We start from the raw sequence: 16,270 nt of genomic DNA on the forward strand, positions 1-16,270 counted from the left end.
ACGGAGGAAGTGAGATGAAGGAGGAAGAGCTGCTGTCGTTGATCAAGGCGTTTGTCTCAGGAAATGACGTCGGTATTGAAGCTGCGAACAGGATGGAAATGCTGCTCGACGATTCATTTCCTGACGACGATTACCTTCAAGAGACCATCGAGATGCTTGCCTGCTATCGCCCGGAGGGCGGAAGGGAGGTGTTGGGAATTGAGTCCATAAGGAGGCGTCTCATGGGGATCGGTACGTATCTTCAGGACAAAAATCACGCTTGAACATGCTGGCGGCCTGCCTCGTCAACTTTCACAGGGTGTGGCGAGGAACTATAGCGGCGGCGGATCTATCACTGATATGCGGAGAAATAGGGTGAATCCAAGTATATGCGTGGATGAGGATGTGAACGACTATTTCGATATGATCGTCCAAAGTTTGAGTTTAAATTTTGGTTACCCAGCAGCGCACTCGGAACGATTGGCAAGGGAATACTATGAGAAATTCACCGATCCAATCTTCTGTGAATCGATAGGGGTGTGGGTGCAGGACGATGAGTTCTTTTTTCATGAGGGCGTGCTCGGAATGGTGTTGAGAGTTCATTACTACCTTGTGCTGAAAGGAGATCCCCGTCGAACTGCATTCATTGACTGGCGTAAGGAATTTGTGATTGCTTGCCGGCGAGGTTCAGATGGCAGTTCTGATTGAGGGAACTCTGCTGAGGTTCGAGAGCGATGCATTTAGCTGGTTGCTGGGAATTTCCAGGTCCGCGTTGTTCGGGCATATCTTTCCTTAAGGGAACCGATGGTTGACATCGAGGTCATCAAGCAGGCGAATTTAATTCGTGAGCTGTCCTCTCAAGCAGCAGCAGACTGGTTGATGAGCACCTATCCAGTTGGAGCGCCGGACTATGGGGCGGCATTCAATCTTCTGACCAGACGGTCGTGGAAGCGTCGGGATCAGATTCGCCTTGCCGAGCACTATCTCGCCAGGCTTCCGTTCGCGGCGGCCAAGCCCTACCGCGTGTTTCTTTCATTCATGGCAGCCGACGTCTTCGTGGCGCAGCTCAGGAAATTTCTGCCCAGTGACGAATCGAAGGCGGAGCTGTTGCGTTACCACTTGGAGGTGGTGATGCGCGAAGGTGCCCGGTCGGACGGTGACAGAGCGCTGTTCACAGAACTCCTGGCGGAGTTGGGCAGTGCCCGGCGTAGCGACGATCTGTCGTGATCCTGGTACTTACCCGGCTTAGTCTCGCGCGTACTCCGATTCACTCGGCAGAGCTGCGGTTGCATCGTCAAGCCGGCCTTCACTCACCAGCGCATGAATTCGATGCGCCAGCGGCGTGACATCGGTAATCTGCCGAATCCACTCACCGGCATACAACCGCACAGCCTCTCCGCTCAGTCCAATCTGGATGGCGCGATGCTCAAGCGGTCGGTGGTGCAGATCGCGCTCAGGATCCCATTGCACACGAACGGGCGAGCGGTGCTTGAGCGCCTCCCACGCCTGTGCGTCCATGCCGGGCTCTGGATGGCTGGCACAGCTGTTGGCCAGCGCCCACGCAAACCCTTCGTGGGTGATGTCGATGGCCAGAATTCGCGCTTGGCCTTCATCTTTGTAGCCCCACCCGGCCCGGTACATCATCCACAGGAAGGACGGCTTGATCCACGTCATCCGCTCCATCTTGAAGGGCGGGGAGACGAACGTCTGGTGCTTTAGGGCGCTGTCCGCAATGGTGTCCGAGTAGGCCTGGTAGACGCGGAGGGTGGCGCTGTCGTACTGGGCGCGGATCTGCCGCGCCGGAATCTTCGTCGTTGTCATTGCCTGCGTTATAGCCGAGCCGGGGCAGTCGGCGTCGTCTCGATGCGACGACCGGCCCGTTGCGACGGACGACCGGCTCTCCCCCTTCGGTCACATCCAGCTCGCCCGCTCGTCATGGCATGCTGAAGCCCTTCAACCAAGGACGTGATCGAAATGCGACTTTCCCGCCGTCCCCTGGCAGCCAGCGCAGCGTTGCTGCTGCTGGCCGCCTGCCAGGCCACTCCGGATGCACCCCCGGAGACCGCCGAGCGCCAGTACGGAACACTGACGTTCAAGCCCTGCACCCTCACCAGCAGCCAGGCCAGCAGCAACGTGGAGGCCGAGTGCACCACGCTGCAGGTGCCGGAGAACCCTGCCGCACCGAATGGGCGGAAGATCGGCCTCAACATCGCGCTGCTCGATACCGAGAACCTGGGCGAGGGCAAGCAGGACCCGGTGTTCTTCCTGGCCGGCGGCCCGGGCCAGTCGGCCACCGAGGTGGCGGCCATCGTCAACCAGGCGCTGCGCGAAGTGCGCAAGAAGCGCGACATCATCCTGGTGGACCAGCGCGGTACCGGGAAGTCCAACCCGCTCAGCTGCCTGGGCGCGGACGGCAAGGAACTGGCCTTCGACGAGAAGGCCGCGCCCACGCCGGCGGTGATTGCCGAGTACGCCCAGCGCTGCGCGGCCACGCTGGTGGACCGTGCCGATACGCGTTTCTACACCACCACGCAGGCCATCGGCGACCTGGACGCCGTGCGTGCGGCGCTCGGGGTGGAGAAGATCAACCTCGTCGGCGCCTCCTACGGCACCCGCGTGGCCCAGCAGTACGCCGCACGCTTCCCGCAGCACACCCGTGCGGTAGTGATCGACGGCGTAGCCCCGAACGACATCGTGGTGGGCGGCGACTTCGCCAATACCTTCGAAGCGGCGATCGAACTGCAGTCCGCCCAGTGCCGCAAGGATCCGGCGTGCGCCAAGCGCTTCCCGGTCGATACCCGTACCCAGCTGCGCAATGTGATGGCATCGCTGGCCAAGGCACCGGTCGACGTGGAATATCGCGACCCCGGTACCGCGCAGGTCCGCCGTGACACGATCAGTGCCGATACGGTGACCGGCCTGGCCTTCATGTTCTCGTACATGCCGGAACTGTCTTCGCTGCTGCCGGTGATGCTGGATGAAGCGGCGCAGGGCCGCTACGCGCCGCTGATGTCGCTCAACAGCCTGGTCAGCCGCTCGATGGGCGGGCAGATGAACCGTGGCATGCAGTGGTCGGTGATCTGCGCCGAGGACTACGACCGCTTCCAGGAGGCCCCGGCCGGCGACCGCCTGCTGGGCCCGGACGTGGCCCGCATGTTCTTCGCTGCGTGCCCGGTGTGGAATGTGGGCACGCGCCCGAAGGACTTCACCGCACCGCTGAGCGCACCGTTGCCGGTACTGCTGCTGTCCGGTGAGTTCGACCCGGTCACCCCGCCGCGCTATGCCGAACAGGTGCTCAAGCACCTGCCCAACGGGCGCCACCTGATCGCCAAGGGCCAGGGCCACGGCACCATCGGCGCCGGCTGCATGCCGCGCCTGCTGGGCCAGTTCATGGATACGGCCAACGCCACATCGCTCGACGCCACCTGCCTGGATACGCTGACCCCGGTGCCGGCCTTCACCTCGTTCAACGGATGGGAACCATGATCGTCGCCGAGAACCTGCACAAAGCCTTCAAGACCAAGACCGGCCTGATCAAGGCGGTGGAGAACGTCGGCTTCCAGGCCGAGGACGGCCGCATCACCGGCCTGCTGGGCCCCAATGGCGCCGGCAAGACCACCACCATGCGCATGCTCTACACCCTGATGACGCCCGACCAGGGCCGGGTCATGGTGGACGGCCTGGACGCGGCTACCCACGCGGTGGACGTGCGCCGCCGGCTGGGCGTGCTGCCCGACGCGCGCGGTGTGTACAAGCGGCTGACCGCACGCGAGAACATCGCCTACTTCGGCGAACTGCACGGCATGAGCGGCGCGCAGATCCGCGAGCGCACCAAGGTGCTGTCCAAGGCGCTGGACATGGAAGACATCCTGGACCGCCAGACCGACGGCTTCTCGCAGGGCCAGCGCACCAAGACCGCCATCGCGCGCGCATTGGTGCACGACCCGCGCAACGTCATCCTGGATGAGCCGACCAACGGCCTGGACGTTATGACCACCCGCGCGCTCCGTGGCTTCCTGCGCCAGCTGCGCGATGAAGGGCGCTGCGTGATCTTCTCCAGCCACATCATGCAGGAGGTGGCTGCACTGTGCGACAGCATCGTCGTCATCGCCAAGGGCACGGTGATGGCGGCGGGTACCGCTGACGAACTGCGCGCGCTGACCGGCGAAGCGAACCTGGAAGATGCCTTCGTGAAGGTCATCGGCAATGAAGAAGGACTGCACGCATGAGCGCGATTGCCACGTTGTTGACTGTCATGCGCAAGGAACTGCGCGATCTCTCGCGTGACCGCCGTACGCTGGCGCTCACCCTGCTGCTGGGGCCACTGCTGTACCCGATCCTGATCCTGGGCATGGGCAAGCTGGCTGAAAGCCGGGTCAAGACCCAGATCGACAAGCCGCTGGAGATTCCCACCATCGGCCGTGAAAATGCCCCCAACCTGGTGCGCTTCCTGGCCTCGCAGGGGCTCAACGCGGTGGACCCGCCGAAGGACCTGACCGCCGCCATCCGTGACCAGAAGATCGACATTGCGCTGCGCATCAGTCCGGAATTCGGCACCGACTGGGCCGAGGGCCGACCCGCGCTGGTGGAGATCGTGCAGGACAGCACCCGTCGCGATGCCGACATCCCCACCGCGCGCCTGAAGGCGGCACTCACCGGCTACAGCCAGCAGGTGGGCTCGCTGCGGCTGCTCGCCCGCGGTATCGACGCGCAGGTGGCGCGCCCGCTGGATGTGGCCACGCAGGACCTGGCCACGGCCGAGGCCAAACGCGGCGTGATGCTCTCGTTGCTGCTGCCGATCCTGCTCACCATCACCTCGTTCCTGGGCGGTGCCTACCTGGTGATGGACACCACCGCCGGCGAGCGTGAGCGGCAGTCGCTGGAGCCGTTGCTGGCCACCCCGGCCAAGCGCAGCGCCATCGTCAGCGGCAAGATCGCAGCGGCCTGCGTGGTCGGCGTGGTGTCACTGCTGCTCACCCTGACGGCATTCAAGCTCAGCGCGCAGCTGTCCACCGGCGCGGCGGCACGGCAGCTCAACATGGGCCTGCTGTCGATGCTGCAGATGCTGTTCGTGATGATGCCGATCCTGTTCATCGGGACCTCGCTGCTCACCTTCCTCTCGGCAGCGGCCAAGAGCATGAAGGAAGCACAGAGCCACATGACCTGGCTGATGCTGCTGCCGATGCTGCCCGGCTACGCGCTGATGGTGTACCCGGTGAAGAGTGAGCTGTGGCAGCTGGCGGTGCCGTTCCTGGCGCAGAACCAGATGCTGCTGAAGATCATCCGCCACGAGCCGATCAGCGCGGCGATGTGGGCGGTGTACCTGGCGGCGGGGTTCGGCCTGGCAGCCCTGTTGTGGTTCGCGGCAGTGCGCCGTTACCACCAGGAGCGGTTGGCGATTTCAGGTTGAGGCATAAAAAAACCCCGGATCGCTCCGGGGTTTTTTTTTCGGTACCTACCAGGATCAACCGCCCGGTGCGAACGACAACGTGCGGCGGGTGGTGACCGGGGCGCTGACCGGCTCGAACTTCCAGCGCTTGACCGCGTTGAGCGCCTCGCGGTCGAAGACGCGGGCCGGGGTCGCGCGCAGCACGCGCGAGCTGGTGACCGAACCGTCGGTGCCCACGGTGATTTCCACCAGCACTTCGCCCGAGGTGCCGGCGCGCAGGGCGTCGGCCGGGTAGCGCGGCGCCGGTGTGCTGATCGCGCGCAGGGCGGCGGCAGCGGCGGGTGCGGCTGCCGGCTGGCGGGCAGCGGCGGCCTGGGCGGCGGCGGCGGCCTGCTGGCGCTGTTCGGCCTCACGGCGGGCGGCGGCCTGGCGTTCGCCGTCCTGGCGTTCGCTTTCACGGCGGGCGGCGTCCTGCTGCGCGGCGATCTGCTTGGCCGCCTCGGCCTCGCTCGCCTGCTGCTGGCGCTGCTGGTCGGCCAGCTGCTTGGTCTTGTTCTCGGCGTCCTTCTTGACCTTGTCGGTCTCTTCCTGGGTGCGCTTGAGGGCGGTCTGCATGCCGTTGGTGATGCCGGTCTTCAGGCGCGGCAGGGCCGGTGCCGTGGCGTCCACCTTCTCGATCAACGCCACCAGGCGCTGGCCTTCGGCGAAGTCCTCGCGGCCCAGGCTCTGCTCGGCGGCGATGAGGGTGTAGGGCAGCAGGTCGGTCAGCGCGCTCTTCACTGAGGCGTCGTCCGGCGTCTTGTCGCGCAGGGCGAGGTAATACTCGATGGCGTTGTCGCCAGCCGGGGCGTACATGCGGTTCTCGCGCAGGGCCTTGCTGGCCAGGTCGCGGAGTTCCTCGGTGCCCATCGACTGGACCTTGGCCGACACCGCGGGTGCCGGCGTGGCGGCGGGTGTGGCAGCCGGCGTGGCCGGTGCCGTCGGCGCGGCAGGCGCCGGTTCGTCCTTGCCCGAGCAGGCGGCCAGGGCCACCACCAGGGTCAGCGGTGCCAGCAGGCGCACCTTGGCTTTCGTGTTGACGTGCGACATCCAACTCCCCCTTTGAAGAACGACGATACGTAAGGCCTGATGCGGTCAGGCCAACCAGAGGCCATGGACGTTTCCCGGCGCCCAGGCTGTGTTGCAGGTGCTCAATCTAGCATCCCCGCGCCCCGCTTTGCAGGGCGGCAGGAAGGGCAGGGCGGCGTTGCGCAGCAGGCCGCCCGGATGGGCTCAGTGCGCCAGCGCCTTGCTCGGCGTGTGGGCCATCAGCTTGTCCGTGTAGGCGATGCCGATGGCCGACAGGATGAATGCGGCGTGGATGATGGTCTGCCACATCACACCGTTGGAGGTCATGGTGGCGCAGGCAAGCTGCGCGTCCGGACCGTACTTGGCCAGGGCATCGGCCGCGGCAGCATAGTAGGCCTCGGTCTTGCACATCGGCAGGCCGTCCAGGTTGCCCGCGCCGATGAAGGTCTTGAGCAGGTGGATGGAGGAGATGCCGATGATCGACAGCGCCAGCTTCACCTTCAGCACGCTGGCGTTTACGTGGCTCAGCCACTCGGGCTGGTCGGGGTGGTTCTCCAGGCGCAGGCGCGAGACGAAGGTTTCGTAGCCACCCACGATCACCATGACCAGCAGGTTGGAGATCATCACCACGTCGATCAGGCCCAGCACCAGCAGCATGATTTCCTGCTCGCCCATGCTGTTGGCCTTGTGCAGCAGGTGCCACAGCTCCTTGCCGAACAGGAACACGTACACGCACTGCGCCAGGATCAGGCCCAGGTACAGCGGCAGCTGCAGCCAGCGCGAGGCGAAGATCAGGGACGACAGGGGGCTGATGGGCTTTTCAGTCGAGCTCATGCTGGGATGCTGCGTTGCGGGGGACGCCGCAGGTTACCGGGCCTGCATGACGCTGCCAACCCGACTGACGCACTAGACTCTGGATTCCTGAACCGCTGGGCCTCCGACATGTTCGATCTGTATTACTGGCCGACCCCGAACGGCCACAAAGTCACCCTGTTGCTGGAAGAGCTGGGCCTGCCGTACACGATCAAACCCGTGAACATCGGCAGCGGCGACCAGTTCAAGCCCGAATTCCTGGCCATTTCCCCCAACAACAAGATGCCGGCGCTGGTCGACCACCAGCCCACCGACGGCGGCGCGCCGCAGAGCGTGTTCGAGTCCGGCGCGATCCTGCTGTACCTGGCCGAGAAGACCGGCCGTTTCCTGCCGGCCGACAGCCGCGGCCGGGTGGCGGTGCTGGAGTGGCTGTTCTGGCAGATGGCCGGGCTAGGGCCGATGAGCGGCCAGATGGGCCACTTCAATGTGTATGCGCCCGAGCAGATTCCCTATGCGATCGAGCGATACGGCAACGAAGTGCGCCGCCTGCACGGGGTGATGGACAAGCGCCTGGCCAGCAGCGCCTACCTGGCCGGTGAGGAGTACAGCATCGCCGACATGGCCAGTTACCCGTGGATTGGCGCGTACGACAAGCTGCCGGCCGATTTCGCCGCGTTCCCCAACCTGAAGCGCTGGCACGACGCCATCGCCGCCCGCCCGGCCACCCAGCGCGCCTACGCGCTGAAGCACCAGGTGAACCCGGATGCGGGCAAGCCGTTGAGCGATGAGGAACGCAAGCACCTGTTCGGCCAGCGGTGAAACGGGCGGCATTGCCGCCGGTTTCACCGCGGCAACGCCGCCTGTAGAGCCGCCTGTTAGTCGGCTGCTCTAGACGGCATCCCGGGAAAGCAGCCGACCAACAGTCGGCTCTACCGGTTAGGATGTGGCCCACCGCGCCAGCCCCAACCGGAGCGGGAATGCCCTGACGCCGCCGGAATTCGCCATGCGCCACCTTGTCGCCTCGCTCGCCCTCATGCTCGCCACGACCACCATCGCCCACGCCGAAAAGCTCACCCTGGATGCCATCACCGGCCCGCTGCCGCTGTCCGGGCCGACCCTAATGAAGCCCAAGGTGGCCCCGGACGGCTCGCGGGTCAGCTTCCTGCGTGGCAAGGAGTCCGACCGCAACCAGCTGGACCTGTGGGCGTACGACATCGCCAGCGGGCAGACCCGGCTGCTGGTCGATTCCAAGGTGGTGCTGCCGGGCAACGAGACGCTGAGCGATGCCGAAAAGGCGCGTCGCGAACGCCAGCGCATTGCCGCCATGACCGGCATCGTCGATTACCAGTGGTCGCCCGATGCGCGCACGCTGCTGTTCCCGCTGGGCGGCGAGCTGTACCTGTACGACCTGGGCAAGCAGGGCAAGGCGGCGGTGCGCCAGCTCACCCACGGTGAAGGCTTCACCACCGACGCCAAGCTCTCGCCCAAGGGCGGTTTCGTCAGCTTCGTGCGCGACCGCAACCTGTGGGTGATCGACCTGGCCAGCGGCAGGCAGATCCAGCTCACCCGCGACGGCAGTGCCACTATCGGCAACGGCGTGGCCGAATTCGTCGCCGACGAGGAAATGGATCGCCACACCGGTTACTGGTGGGCGCCGGACGATTCGGCGATTGCATTCGCGCGCATCGATGAATCGCCGGTGCCGGTGCAGAAGCGCTACGAAATGTATGCCGACCGCACCGAGATGATCGAACAGCGCTACCCGGCCGCCGGCGACCACAATGTCACCGTCAAGCTGGGCGTGATCGCGCCGCGCGCCGATGCCGCCCCGCGCTGGGTCGACCTGGGCAGCAATGCGGACATCTACCTGGCCCGCGTCAACTGGCGCGACCCGCAGCGGCTGACCTTCCAGCGGCAGTCGCGCGACCAGCGGACCCTGGACCTGATCGAGGCCGACCTGGCCAGCGGCAGGCAGCGCACCCTGATCACCGAAACCTCGCCCACCTGGGTGCCGCTGCACAACAGCCTGCATTTCCTGAAGCAGGGCGGCTTCCTGTGGTCGTCCGAACGCAGCGGTTTCCAGCACCTGTACCGCGTGTCCGAAGACGGCCGGGCGGTCATGGCGCTGACCAGCGGCAACTGGCCGGTGGACGAACTGCTGGCCGTGGATGAGGAGGCGGGCAAGGTCTTCTTCCGTGCCGGCGTCGAGTCGGCCCGCGAAAGCCAGATCTACGCCGTGCCCCTGCAGGGCGGGCCGCTGCAGCGCCTGTCGCAGGCGCCGGGCATGCATACCGCCAGCTTCGCCGGCAATGCCAGCGTCTACGTGGACAGCTGGTCCAACACGACTACGCCGCCGCAGATCGCGCTGTTCCGCGCCAACGGCGAGAAGATCGCCACGCTGGTGGAGAACAACCTGGCCGATCCGGCGCACCCCTATGCGCGCTACCTGGACGCGCAGCTGCCGGTGGTGTTCGGCACGCTGACCGCCGCCGATGGCCGCACCCCGCTGAACTACAGCCTGATCAAGCCCGCCGGCTTCGACCCCTCCAAGCGCTACCCGGTGGTGGTGTACGTGTACGGCGGCCCGGCCAGCCAGACCGTCACCGACAGCTGGCCCGGCCGTGGCGATCACCTGTTCAACCAGTACCTGGCCCAGCAGGGCTACGTGGTGTTCTCGCTGGACAACCGCGGCACCCCGCGCCGCGGTCGCGACTTTGGCGGTGCGCTGTACGGCGTGCAGGGCACGGTGGAAGTGGCCGACCAGCTCAAGGGCGTGGAATGGCTCAAGCAGCAGCCGTGGGTGGACCCGGCGCGCATCGGCGTGCAGGGCTGGTCCAACGGCGGTTACATGACCCTGATGCTGCTGGCCAAGGCGTCGGACCAGTACGCCTGCGGTGTCGCCGGCGCGCCGGTGACCGACTGGGGCCTGTACGACAGCCACTACACCGAGCGCTACATGAATCTGCCGGCGCGCAACGCCAAGGGGTATGAGGAAGCGCGCGTGCTGGCCCACATCGACGGCCTGCGCTCGCGGCTGCTGCTGATCCACGGCATGGCCGACGACAACGTGCTGTTCACCAACTCCACGTCGCTGATGAGCGCGCTGCAGAAGCGCGGGCAACCGTTCGAATTGATGACCTACCCCGGCGCCAAGCACGGTCTGTCGGGCAGCAACGCGCTGCACCGCTACCGCCTGGCCGAGAACTTCCTGGCGCGTTGCCTGACGCCATAATCAAACGGATCCGATCGGGCTGCCAAGGAGGACACCGATGACCCTGCCACCCCCGCTTGCCGGCGCCACGCGCGCCGGCTGGTGGTCCCGCCATTGGCGCTGGGCGATGCCGCTGGGCGTGCTGGCGCTGCTGCTGCTGGCCGTTGCGCTGGTCTGGTTCGTGCTGGCGCAGTGGTCGCGCTGGAGCCGCGCCAGCGAGCCCTACCAGGAGGCGATGCGCCGCGCGCGCTGCAGCATCGAACTGGTGGCGGTGCTGGGCGAGCCGATCCGGGACGGGTACCTGCCCAGCGGCAGCCAGGAACGCACCGCCGGCGGCGGCGGTTCAAGCGAGTTCGTGGTGTCGCTGACCGGGCCACGCGGCGAGGCGCAGCTGTTCCTGGAGGCCCACCGCGAGCGCGGCCAATGGGACTATCCGCTGCTGTATGCGATCACCGGCAACGACGAGGCGATCGACCTGACCGCCCTGGACGATGCCGAGGCGGCCACGGTCTGTGCCCTGCGTGAGTGCCGCGAACAGGGCCACTGCCCGCTCCCCGGCGGTCGCTGGGGCAGCTGAGGGGCGGCCATGACCTCCGGCCGATTGCCGCTGCCGCCTTGAGTGCGTAGGGTCGCAGGCATCCGCTCACAGGAGTTCTGCATGAAGCCGCTTGCCCTAGCCGTCGCGTTGGTCCTTTCCGTTCCCGCCGCGCTCAGTGCGCCGCCGGCCTTCGCTGCAGCCCCTGCCGCAACCAAGGCCCCGGCCGGTGCGGCCTGGGTGACCCGCAGCAACGAACTGGCGCAGATCCTGCTGGATGCGCAGGGCCCGTTCCAGCCGGAAGAAACCGGCTTCTTCGGTGTGCCCGGCTACGACGACAAGGTTGCCGATTTCGGGCCGGACAACGGCAAGCGTTACCGCGCTGCCGTGGCCAAGGCACGCAGCGAACTGCAGGCCAAGCTGGCCACCGAACGCGACCCGAACGTGCGCCAGGACCTGGCGATCATGATTGCCGCAGCCAGCCAGAGCATCGAAGGCAGCGAACTCAACGAAAAGTACCTGCTGCCGTGGAGTGATACCCCGCAGACGGTGTTCAGCGGCATCAACCTGTTGTTGTCCGACCAGGTGCCGGCCGAGCGCCGCGCCAAGGCGCTGGACCGCCTGAAGGCCTATGCCGGCCTGGCCCCGGGTACGACCGCCATCACCACGCTGTCGCGCCAGCGCTATGAAGAGCGCCTGGCCGACAAGAGCCTGCTGCAGCCGACGAAGATCGAGGTCGAGCAGTCGCTCGAGAACGTCGACACCTACATCACCGGCATCGAAAAGCTGTTCGAGAAGTACAAGATCGCCGGCGCCGACGAGGCCCTGAAGACCATTGCCACCCAGCTGCGCGAGTACCGCGACTGGACCAAGGCCGAGGTCCTGCCCAAGGCACGTGCCGATGCGCGCCTGCCCGAGCCGCTGTATGCGTTCCAGCTCAAGGGCGTGGGCATCGATATCGACCCGAAGCTGCTGATGCAGCGTGCGCAGCTGGAATTCATGGAAACCCGTTCGGCGATGCGCCAGCTGGCGCCGCTGGTGGTGCAGGCCAAGGGCCTGAAGGTGGCCGACCCGACCGACCCGGTGGCGGTGATCCGCGCGCTGAAGGGCGACAAGATCGCCGACGACCAGCTTGAGCACCACTACCGTGGCGTGATCGATGCCATCGACCCGATCATCCGCGCGCAGAAGATCGTGGACGTGCCGCAGCGCCCGATGCAGATGCGCCTGGGTTCGGCCGCCGAAAGCGCCGCCTCGCCGGCGCCGCACTTCCTGCCGGCGCCGCTGGTGGGCAACACCGGCCAGCAGGGCACCTTCGTGCTGCCGCTGGGCAACCCGGCCGCCGGCGACAAGGCCGCGCAGTACGACGACTTCAACTTTGGTTCGGCCGCGTGGACACTGAGCGCGCACGAAGGCCGCCCGGGCCACGAGCTGCAGTTCACCGCGATGGTGGAGCGCGGGGTGTCGCTGGCACGCACGATGTTCGCGTTCAACTCGGTCAACGTGGAAGGCTGGGCGCTGTATGCCGAAGCCGAAATGGTGCCGTATGAGCCGCTGGACGGGCAGCTGATCGCGCTGCAGTTCCGCCTGCTGCGCGCGGCACGCGCCATGCTTGACCCGATGCTCAACCTGGGCCTGATCGACCGGGTCACGGCCGAACGCGTGCTGATCGACGAAGTGGGCCTGTCCAAGGCGATGGCCACCCAGGAACTGGACCGTTACATGGTGCGCATGCCGGGCCAGGCGGGCAGCTACTTCTACGGTTACACCCGGATCCTGGAACTGCGCATGCAGACCGAGCTGGCGCTGGGCGACAAGTTCGACCGCCTGGCGTTCAACAACTTCCTGCTCGACCAGGGCCTGCTGCCGCCGGACCAGCTGGCCAAGGCGGTCAACGAGGTGTTCATTCCCCGGTACAAGGCGAAGTAATCCGTTCCGCGTGGGCCACGAACAACGGTCGTGGCCTACCAACGGTATCGGATTACGGCCGTTGGTCGTGACCCGCTTTCACCGCGTCGGCGTAATCGTCTGCACCGGCAGACGATTCGCCGGCGGTGGATTCGGCACCCAGATCGCCACGCCGGCCGCGCGCTTCTGCGTGGTCGGAATGCCGATGCCTACACCGCCGCCGCTGTGCGAGCCGTAGCTGCCGCCACCCACCGACACGCCGCCGCCTGAACTGCTGGACTCCACGCCCATCAGGATCACGCCGTTGGCGCCGAGTGCGGCGGCTTCCTTCTTCAACCGCGCCACGGCCGCATCGGTCTGGCCCTGGGTGCCGAAGCCTACCGCGCTGGACGATTCCAGCTGCGCGATTTCGATCGAGCCCGGCGGCGGGGTGGAATAGATCTGCACCAGCGCCGGATCGGTGGGCGCGCGGGTCTGGCCCAGCATCACGCGTGAGGTGCTGGCGCAGCCGGTCACGACCAGCAGCGCACCGAGCAGCGGAAGGATTCGAACGTTCATGGGTTCACCCCTGTTGATCGGCCTGGTCGGCCTGCGCCTGGATCATCCGGGCTGGCCGCTGAATCGGTGCCAACCCCCTGCAATGAAGGTAGCACCGGCGGGGTGAGCTTGCTGCCACCCCGGTCTTGCCGCCGCCATCACGCGTTGCTGGCGCGCCTGTCGCTACCCTGCGGCCAGCATTTATCCGGCAAGGAACAGGGGCATGGGGCTGATCAGTCTGTTGTGGGGCGTGGTGGCGTTGCTGTGGATGGTCCTGGCGCTCATCCCGCTGCTTGGCTGGGGCAACTGGTTCCTGATTCCCTTCGCCGCCGTGGGCGCGGTGATCGGCGCGCTCGGCATCCTGTTCACCCATCCCAGCAAGCGGGGCAGGGCATGGACCGGCCTGCTGCTCAACGCCGTGGTGGTGGTGGTCGGGATCGTGCGTCTCTCCCTGGGCGGCGGCATCCTGTAAATCGGGGTGCGACGATGGGTCGCACCGGCGAAGCGGCCGCAGGCAAGGGCGTAGAATGAGCCCCCCATGATCATTCGCCCTCGTCCACACGGCTGGCAGCTGCTGTACATCCTGCGCGGCTCCATCGTGCCGGCCATCGCACCGAAGGTGGCCGCCATCTTCGTGCTGGCGGTGGCCGTGGCTGCCTTCGCCGAGCTGGCCCACCCACCGGGCATCGAGCGGGTTTCGGTCGCGCCATTCACCCTGCTGGGCCTGGTGCTGTCCATTTTCCTGAGCTTCCGCAACAACGCCTGCTTCGACCGCTGGTGGGAAGGGCGCAAGCTGTGGGGCCAGCTCATCTATGAATCGCGCAGCCTGGCGCGCCTGTGCAGCACGCTGCTGACCGGACAACCGGCGCGGGCCGACCGCATCTGCCGCCTGGCCATCGCCTTCGCACACGCGCTGGCCGCCCGCCTGCGCGGGCAGGACGCCGCGCTGGCCGGCCTGCCCTGGGTGGCCGAGGCCGACCACGAGCGCTATGCGCAACGCCAGAACGTGCCGGACCAGCTGCTGGCGATGATCGCGCTGGAAACCGCCGCCGCGCTGCGTGCCGGTGAGATCGACTCGATCCTGTATGCCCAGTTCGAGACCCGCCTGCACGCGCTGTCCAGCATCCAGGCCGGCTGCGAGCGCATCCTGCTCACCCCGCTGCCGTTCGCCTACACCCTGCTGCTGCACCGCTGCGCGTGGATGTTCTGCGTGCTGCTGCCGTTCGGCCTGGCCAGCTCGCTGGGCTGGGCCACCCCGGTGGTCTCGGCGGTGCTGGCGTATGCCTTCTTCGGCCTGGACCAGCTGGGCGAAGAAATGGAAGAGCCGTTCGGGCTGGAGCCCAACGACCTGCCGCTGGATGCGATGGTGCGCACCATCGAAATCGACCTGCTCGACAGCCTCGGCGTTCGCCCGCTGCCGGCCCCCCTGCAACCGCAGCGCTACCTGCTGCAGTAACCGAATACCGCCCGGAGCCCCGCCATGGCACACCCCGACTACCGCCCCCGCCGCATGCGCCATGACGAGTTCTCGCGGCGGCTGATGCGCGAAAACACGCTGACCACCGACGACCTGATCTACCCGGTGTTCGTGCATGAACTGGCCGGTCGCGTGCCGGTGGCCTCGATGCCGGGCGTGGAGCGCCTGTCGATCGACGAACTGCTCAAGGTCGCCGAAGAAGCGTTGGAGCTGGGCATCCCGGTGATCGACCTGTTCCCGGTCATTGACCCGTCCGGCAAGTCGCTGGACGCGGCGGCCGCCTGGGACGAGAACGGCCTGGCCCAGCGCGCCATCCGCGCGCTGAAGTCGCGCTTCCCCGAGCTGGGGGTGATGACCGACGTGGCGCTGGATCCGTACACCACCCACGGCCAGGACGGGATCATCGACGACACCGGTTACGTGCTCAACGACATCACCGTGGCCGCGCTGGTCAAGCAGTCGCTGTCGCATGCCGAGGCAGGTGTCGACATCATCTCGCCGTCGGACATGATGGACGGCCGCATCGGCGCGATCCGCCGCGCGCTGGACGCGGACAACCACGTCAACGTGCGCATCATGGCCTACTCGGCCAAGTACGCCTCGGCGTTCTATGGTCCGTTCCGCGATGCGGTGGGCAGTTCGGCCAGCCTCGGCAAGGCCGACAAGAAGACCTACCAGATGGACCCGGCCAACGGCGACGAGGCCCTGCGCGAGATCGCGCTGGACCTGGAAGAGGGCGCCGACATGGTGATGGTCAAGCCGGGCATGCCTTACCTGGACCTGGTGCGCCGGGTGAAGCAGCAGTTCGGCGTGCCGACCTTCGCGTATCAGGTCAGCGGCGAGTACGCGATGATGAAGGCTGCCTTCGCCAACGGCTGGCTGGACGAACGCGCCTGCGTGCTGGAGTCGCTGATCGGTTTCAAGCGTGCCGGTGCCGACGGCGTGCTGACCTATTTCGCGCCGCAGGTGGCGCGCTGGCTGCGCGAGCGCTGACAATACGCGCCAACACGCGAACAGGAAGACGATGATGCAGACGATGGGATGGGTGCAGTGGCTGACCTGGGGCACCGGTGTGCTGGCCTTTGCGGTGGTGATCGGCCTGGTCATCCGCGGCGTGGTGCGTGCCGCACGGCGCGCACCGGAGCAGCCGTCGGCGGCCGCCCGCCTGGCCCGCGAGGCCAACCTGCCGCCGAAGGTACAGGCCGAACTGGCCGCGCTGAACCAGCGCAAGGACAACGGCGAGATCAGCGAACCCGAGTACGAACAGCAGCGCGCCGCGCTGTTGCGCGCGTATTGATCTACCGATTGCCGCACGGTGCAGCCACGCAGGGCGTGGCTCTACGCCGGTGGGTC

General features: G+C 66.5%; 18 protein-coding genes. 14 read left to right on the top strand and 4 right to left on the bottom strand.

Annotated features, from left to right (window positions below; translation table 11 throughout):
* Window positions 1–14 precede the first annotated feature (14 nt).
* From ACOZHM_RS04510 to ACOZHM_RS04520, 3 genes are all read left to right on the top strand, one after another.
* Window positions 15–263, top strand: coding sequence for a hypothetical protein (locus ACOZHM_RS04510; protein ID WP_421567780.1), 249 nt, complete (start codon window positions 15–17; stop codon window positions 261–263).
* Between the two features lie 121 nt (window positions 264–384).
* On the top strand, window positions 385–687 hold the full coding sequence (locus ACOZHM_RS04515) for a hypothetical protein (RefSeq protein ID WP_421567782.1): 303 nt from the start codon (window positions 385–387) through the stop codon (window positions 685–687).
* 96 nt (window positions 688–783) lie between these two features.
* Window positions 784–1,206, top strand: coding sequence for a hypothetical protein (locus tag ACOZHM_RS04520; protein ID WP_421567783.1), 423 nt, complete (start codon window positions 784–786; stop codon window positions 1,204–1,206).
* 18 nt (window positions 1,207–1,224) lie between these two features.
* Here ACOZHM_RS04520 and ACOZHM_RS04525 read toward each other — a convergent pair whose 3' ends face one another.
* Window positions 1,225–1,800: a DUF4291 domain-containing protein gene (locus ACOZHM_RS04525; protein WP_421567784.1), complete on the bottom strand. Its 576-nt coding sequence runs from the start codon at window positions 1,798–1,800 to the stop codon at window positions 1,225–1,227.
* 153 nt (window positions 1,801–1,953) lie between these two features.
* Here ACOZHM_RS04525 and ACOZHM_RS04530 point away from each other — a divergent pair, with 153 nt between their 5' ends.
* From ACOZHM_RS04530 to ACOZHM_RS04540, 3 genes are read left to right on the top strand one after another with little or no spacing between them, the layout of a single operon-like run.
* Window positions 1,954–3,465 carry an alpha/beta hydrolase gene (locus tag ACOZHM_RS04530; RefSeq protein WP_421567786.1) on the top strand — a complete coding sequence of 504 codons (1,512 nt, stop codon included), beginning with the start codon at window positions 1,954–1,956 and terminating at the stop codon, window positions 3,463–3,465.
* The gene (locus ACOZHM_RS04535; RefSeq protein WP_421567787.1) at window positions 3,462–4,208 is read left to right on the top strand and encodes an ATP-binding cassette domain-containing protein; all 747 of its coding nucleotides are present in this window, start codon (window positions 3,462–3,464) and stop codon (window positions 4,206–4,208) included. Before ACOZHM_RS04530 ends, ACOZHM_RS04535 begins: the two co-directional genes overlap by 4 nt.
* On the top strand, window positions 4,205–5,389 hold the full coding sequence (locus ACOZHM_RS04540; RefSeq protein WP_421567789.1) for an ABC transporter permease: 1,185 nt from the start codon (window positions 4,205–4,207) through the stop codon (window positions 5,387–5,389). The genes ACOZHM_RS04535 and ACOZHM_RS04540 overlap by 4 nt, the downstream gene beginning before the upstream one ends.
* 54 nt (window positions 5,390–5,443) lie before the next feature.
* Here the strand turns inward: ACOZHM_RS04540 and ACOZHM_RS04545 are convergent, their stop codons facing one another.
* Both ACOZHM_RS04545 and ACOZHM_RS04550 read right to left on the bottom strand, forming a co-directional pair.
* Window positions 5,444–6,457 carry an energy transducer TonB gene (locus ACOZHM_RS04545; protein WP_421567790.1) on the bottom strand — a complete coding sequence of 338 codons (1,014 nt, stop codon included), beginning with the start codon at window positions 6,455–6,457 and terminating at the stop codon, window positions 5,444–5,446.
* A gap of 183 nt (window positions 6,458–6,640) precedes the next feature.
* On the bottom strand, window positions 6,641–7,270 hold the full coding sequence (locus ACOZHM_RS04550) for a TIGR00645 family protein (protein ID WP_421567791.1): 630 nt from the start codon (window positions 7,268–7,270) through the stop codon (window positions 6,641–6,643).
* 108 nt (window positions 7,271–7,378) lie between these two features.
* On the opposite strand from ACOZHM_RS04550, the gene ACOZHM_RS04555 reads away from it, so the two are divergent.
* The 4 genes from ACOZHM_RS04555 to ACOZHM_RS04570 all read left to right on the top strand — a co-directional run bounded on the left by ACOZHM_RS04555 (window position 7,379) and on the right by ACOZHM_RS04570 (window position 12,924).
* Complete coding sequence (locus tag ACOZHM_RS04555; RefSeq protein ID WP_421567793.1) at window positions 7,379–8,068, top strand: glutathione S-transferase N-terminal domain-containing protein; 690 nt, start codon at window positions 7,379–7,381, stop codon at window positions 8,066–8,068.
* Between the two features lie 184 nt (window positions 8,069–8,252).
* A complete protein-coding gene (locus tag ACOZHM_RS04560) occupies window positions 8,253–10,481 on the top strand; it encodes a DPP IV N-terminal domain-containing protein (protein ID WP_421567795.1) in 2,229 nt (742 codons plus the stop codon).
* Window positions 10,482–10,518: 37 nt separating this feature from the next.
* On the top strand, window positions 10,519–11,037 hold the full coding sequence (locus tag ACOZHM_RS04565) for a cytochrome c oxidase assembly factor Coa1 family protein (RefSeq protein ID WP_421567797.1): 519 nt from the start codon (window positions 10,519–10,521) through the stop codon (window positions 11,035–11,037).
* Between the two features lie 81 nt (window positions 11,038–11,118).
* Window positions 11,119–12,924 carry a DUF885 domain-containing protein gene (locus tag ACOZHM_RS04570; protein WP_421567798.1) on the top strand — a complete coding sequence of 602 codons (1,806 nt, stop codon included), beginning with the start codon at window positions 11,119–11,121 and terminating at the stop codon, window positions 12,922–12,924.
* Between the two features lie 78 nt (window positions 12,925–13,002).
* On the opposite strand, the gene ACOZHM_RS04575 is transcribed toward ACOZHM_RS04570, so the two are convergent.
* Window positions 13,003–13,461, bottom strand: coding sequence for a hypothetical protein (locus ACOZHM_RS04575; RefSeq protein WP_421567799.1), 459 nt, complete (start codon window positions 13,459–13,461; stop codon window positions 13,003–13,005).
* A 202-nt stretch (window positions 13,462–13,663) separates the two neighbouring features.
* On the opposite strand from ACOZHM_RS04575, the gene ACOZHM_RS04580 reads away from it, so the two are divergent.
* From ACOZHM_RS04580 to ACOZHM_RS04595, 4 genes are all read left to right on the top strand, one after another.
* Window positions 13,664–13,912 carry a hypothetical protein gene (locus tag ACOZHM_RS04580; RefSeq protein ID WP_421567801.1) on the top strand — a complete coding sequence of 83 codons (249 nt, stop codon included), beginning with the start codon at window positions 13,664–13,666 and terminating at the stop codon, window positions 13,910–13,912.
* A 66-nt stretch (window positions 13,913–13,978) separates the two neighbouring features.
* A complete protein-coding gene (locus ACOZHM_RS04585) occupies window positions 13,979–14,896 on the top strand; it encodes a bestrophin family protein (protein WP_421567803.1) in 918 nt (305 codons plus the stop codon).
* Window positions 14,897–14,920: 24 nt separating this feature from the next.
* Window positions 14,921–15,910 (top strand): porphobilinogen synthase, encoded by a 990-nt coding sequence (hemB, locus tag ACOZHM_RS04590; protein WP_421567804.1) that lies wholly within the window; start codon window positions 14,921–14,923, stop codon window positions 15,908–15,910.
* Between the two features lie 31 nt (window positions 15,911–15,941).
* The gene (locus tag ACOZHM_RS04595; protein ID WP_421567805.1) at window positions 15,942–16,214 is read left to right on the top strand and encodes a gas vesicle protein GvpG; all 273 of its coding nucleotides are present in this window, start codon (window positions 15,942–15,944) and stop codon (window positions 16,212–16,214) included.
* The last annotated feature ends 56 nt before the right edge of the window (window positions 16,215–16,270 follow it).

It is taken from the genome of Stenotrophomonas sp. PD6, assembly GCF_049199305.1.
Taxonomy (GTDB): Bacteria; Pseudomonadota; Gammaproteobacteria; order Xanthomonadales; family Xanthomonadaceae; genus Stenotrophomonas.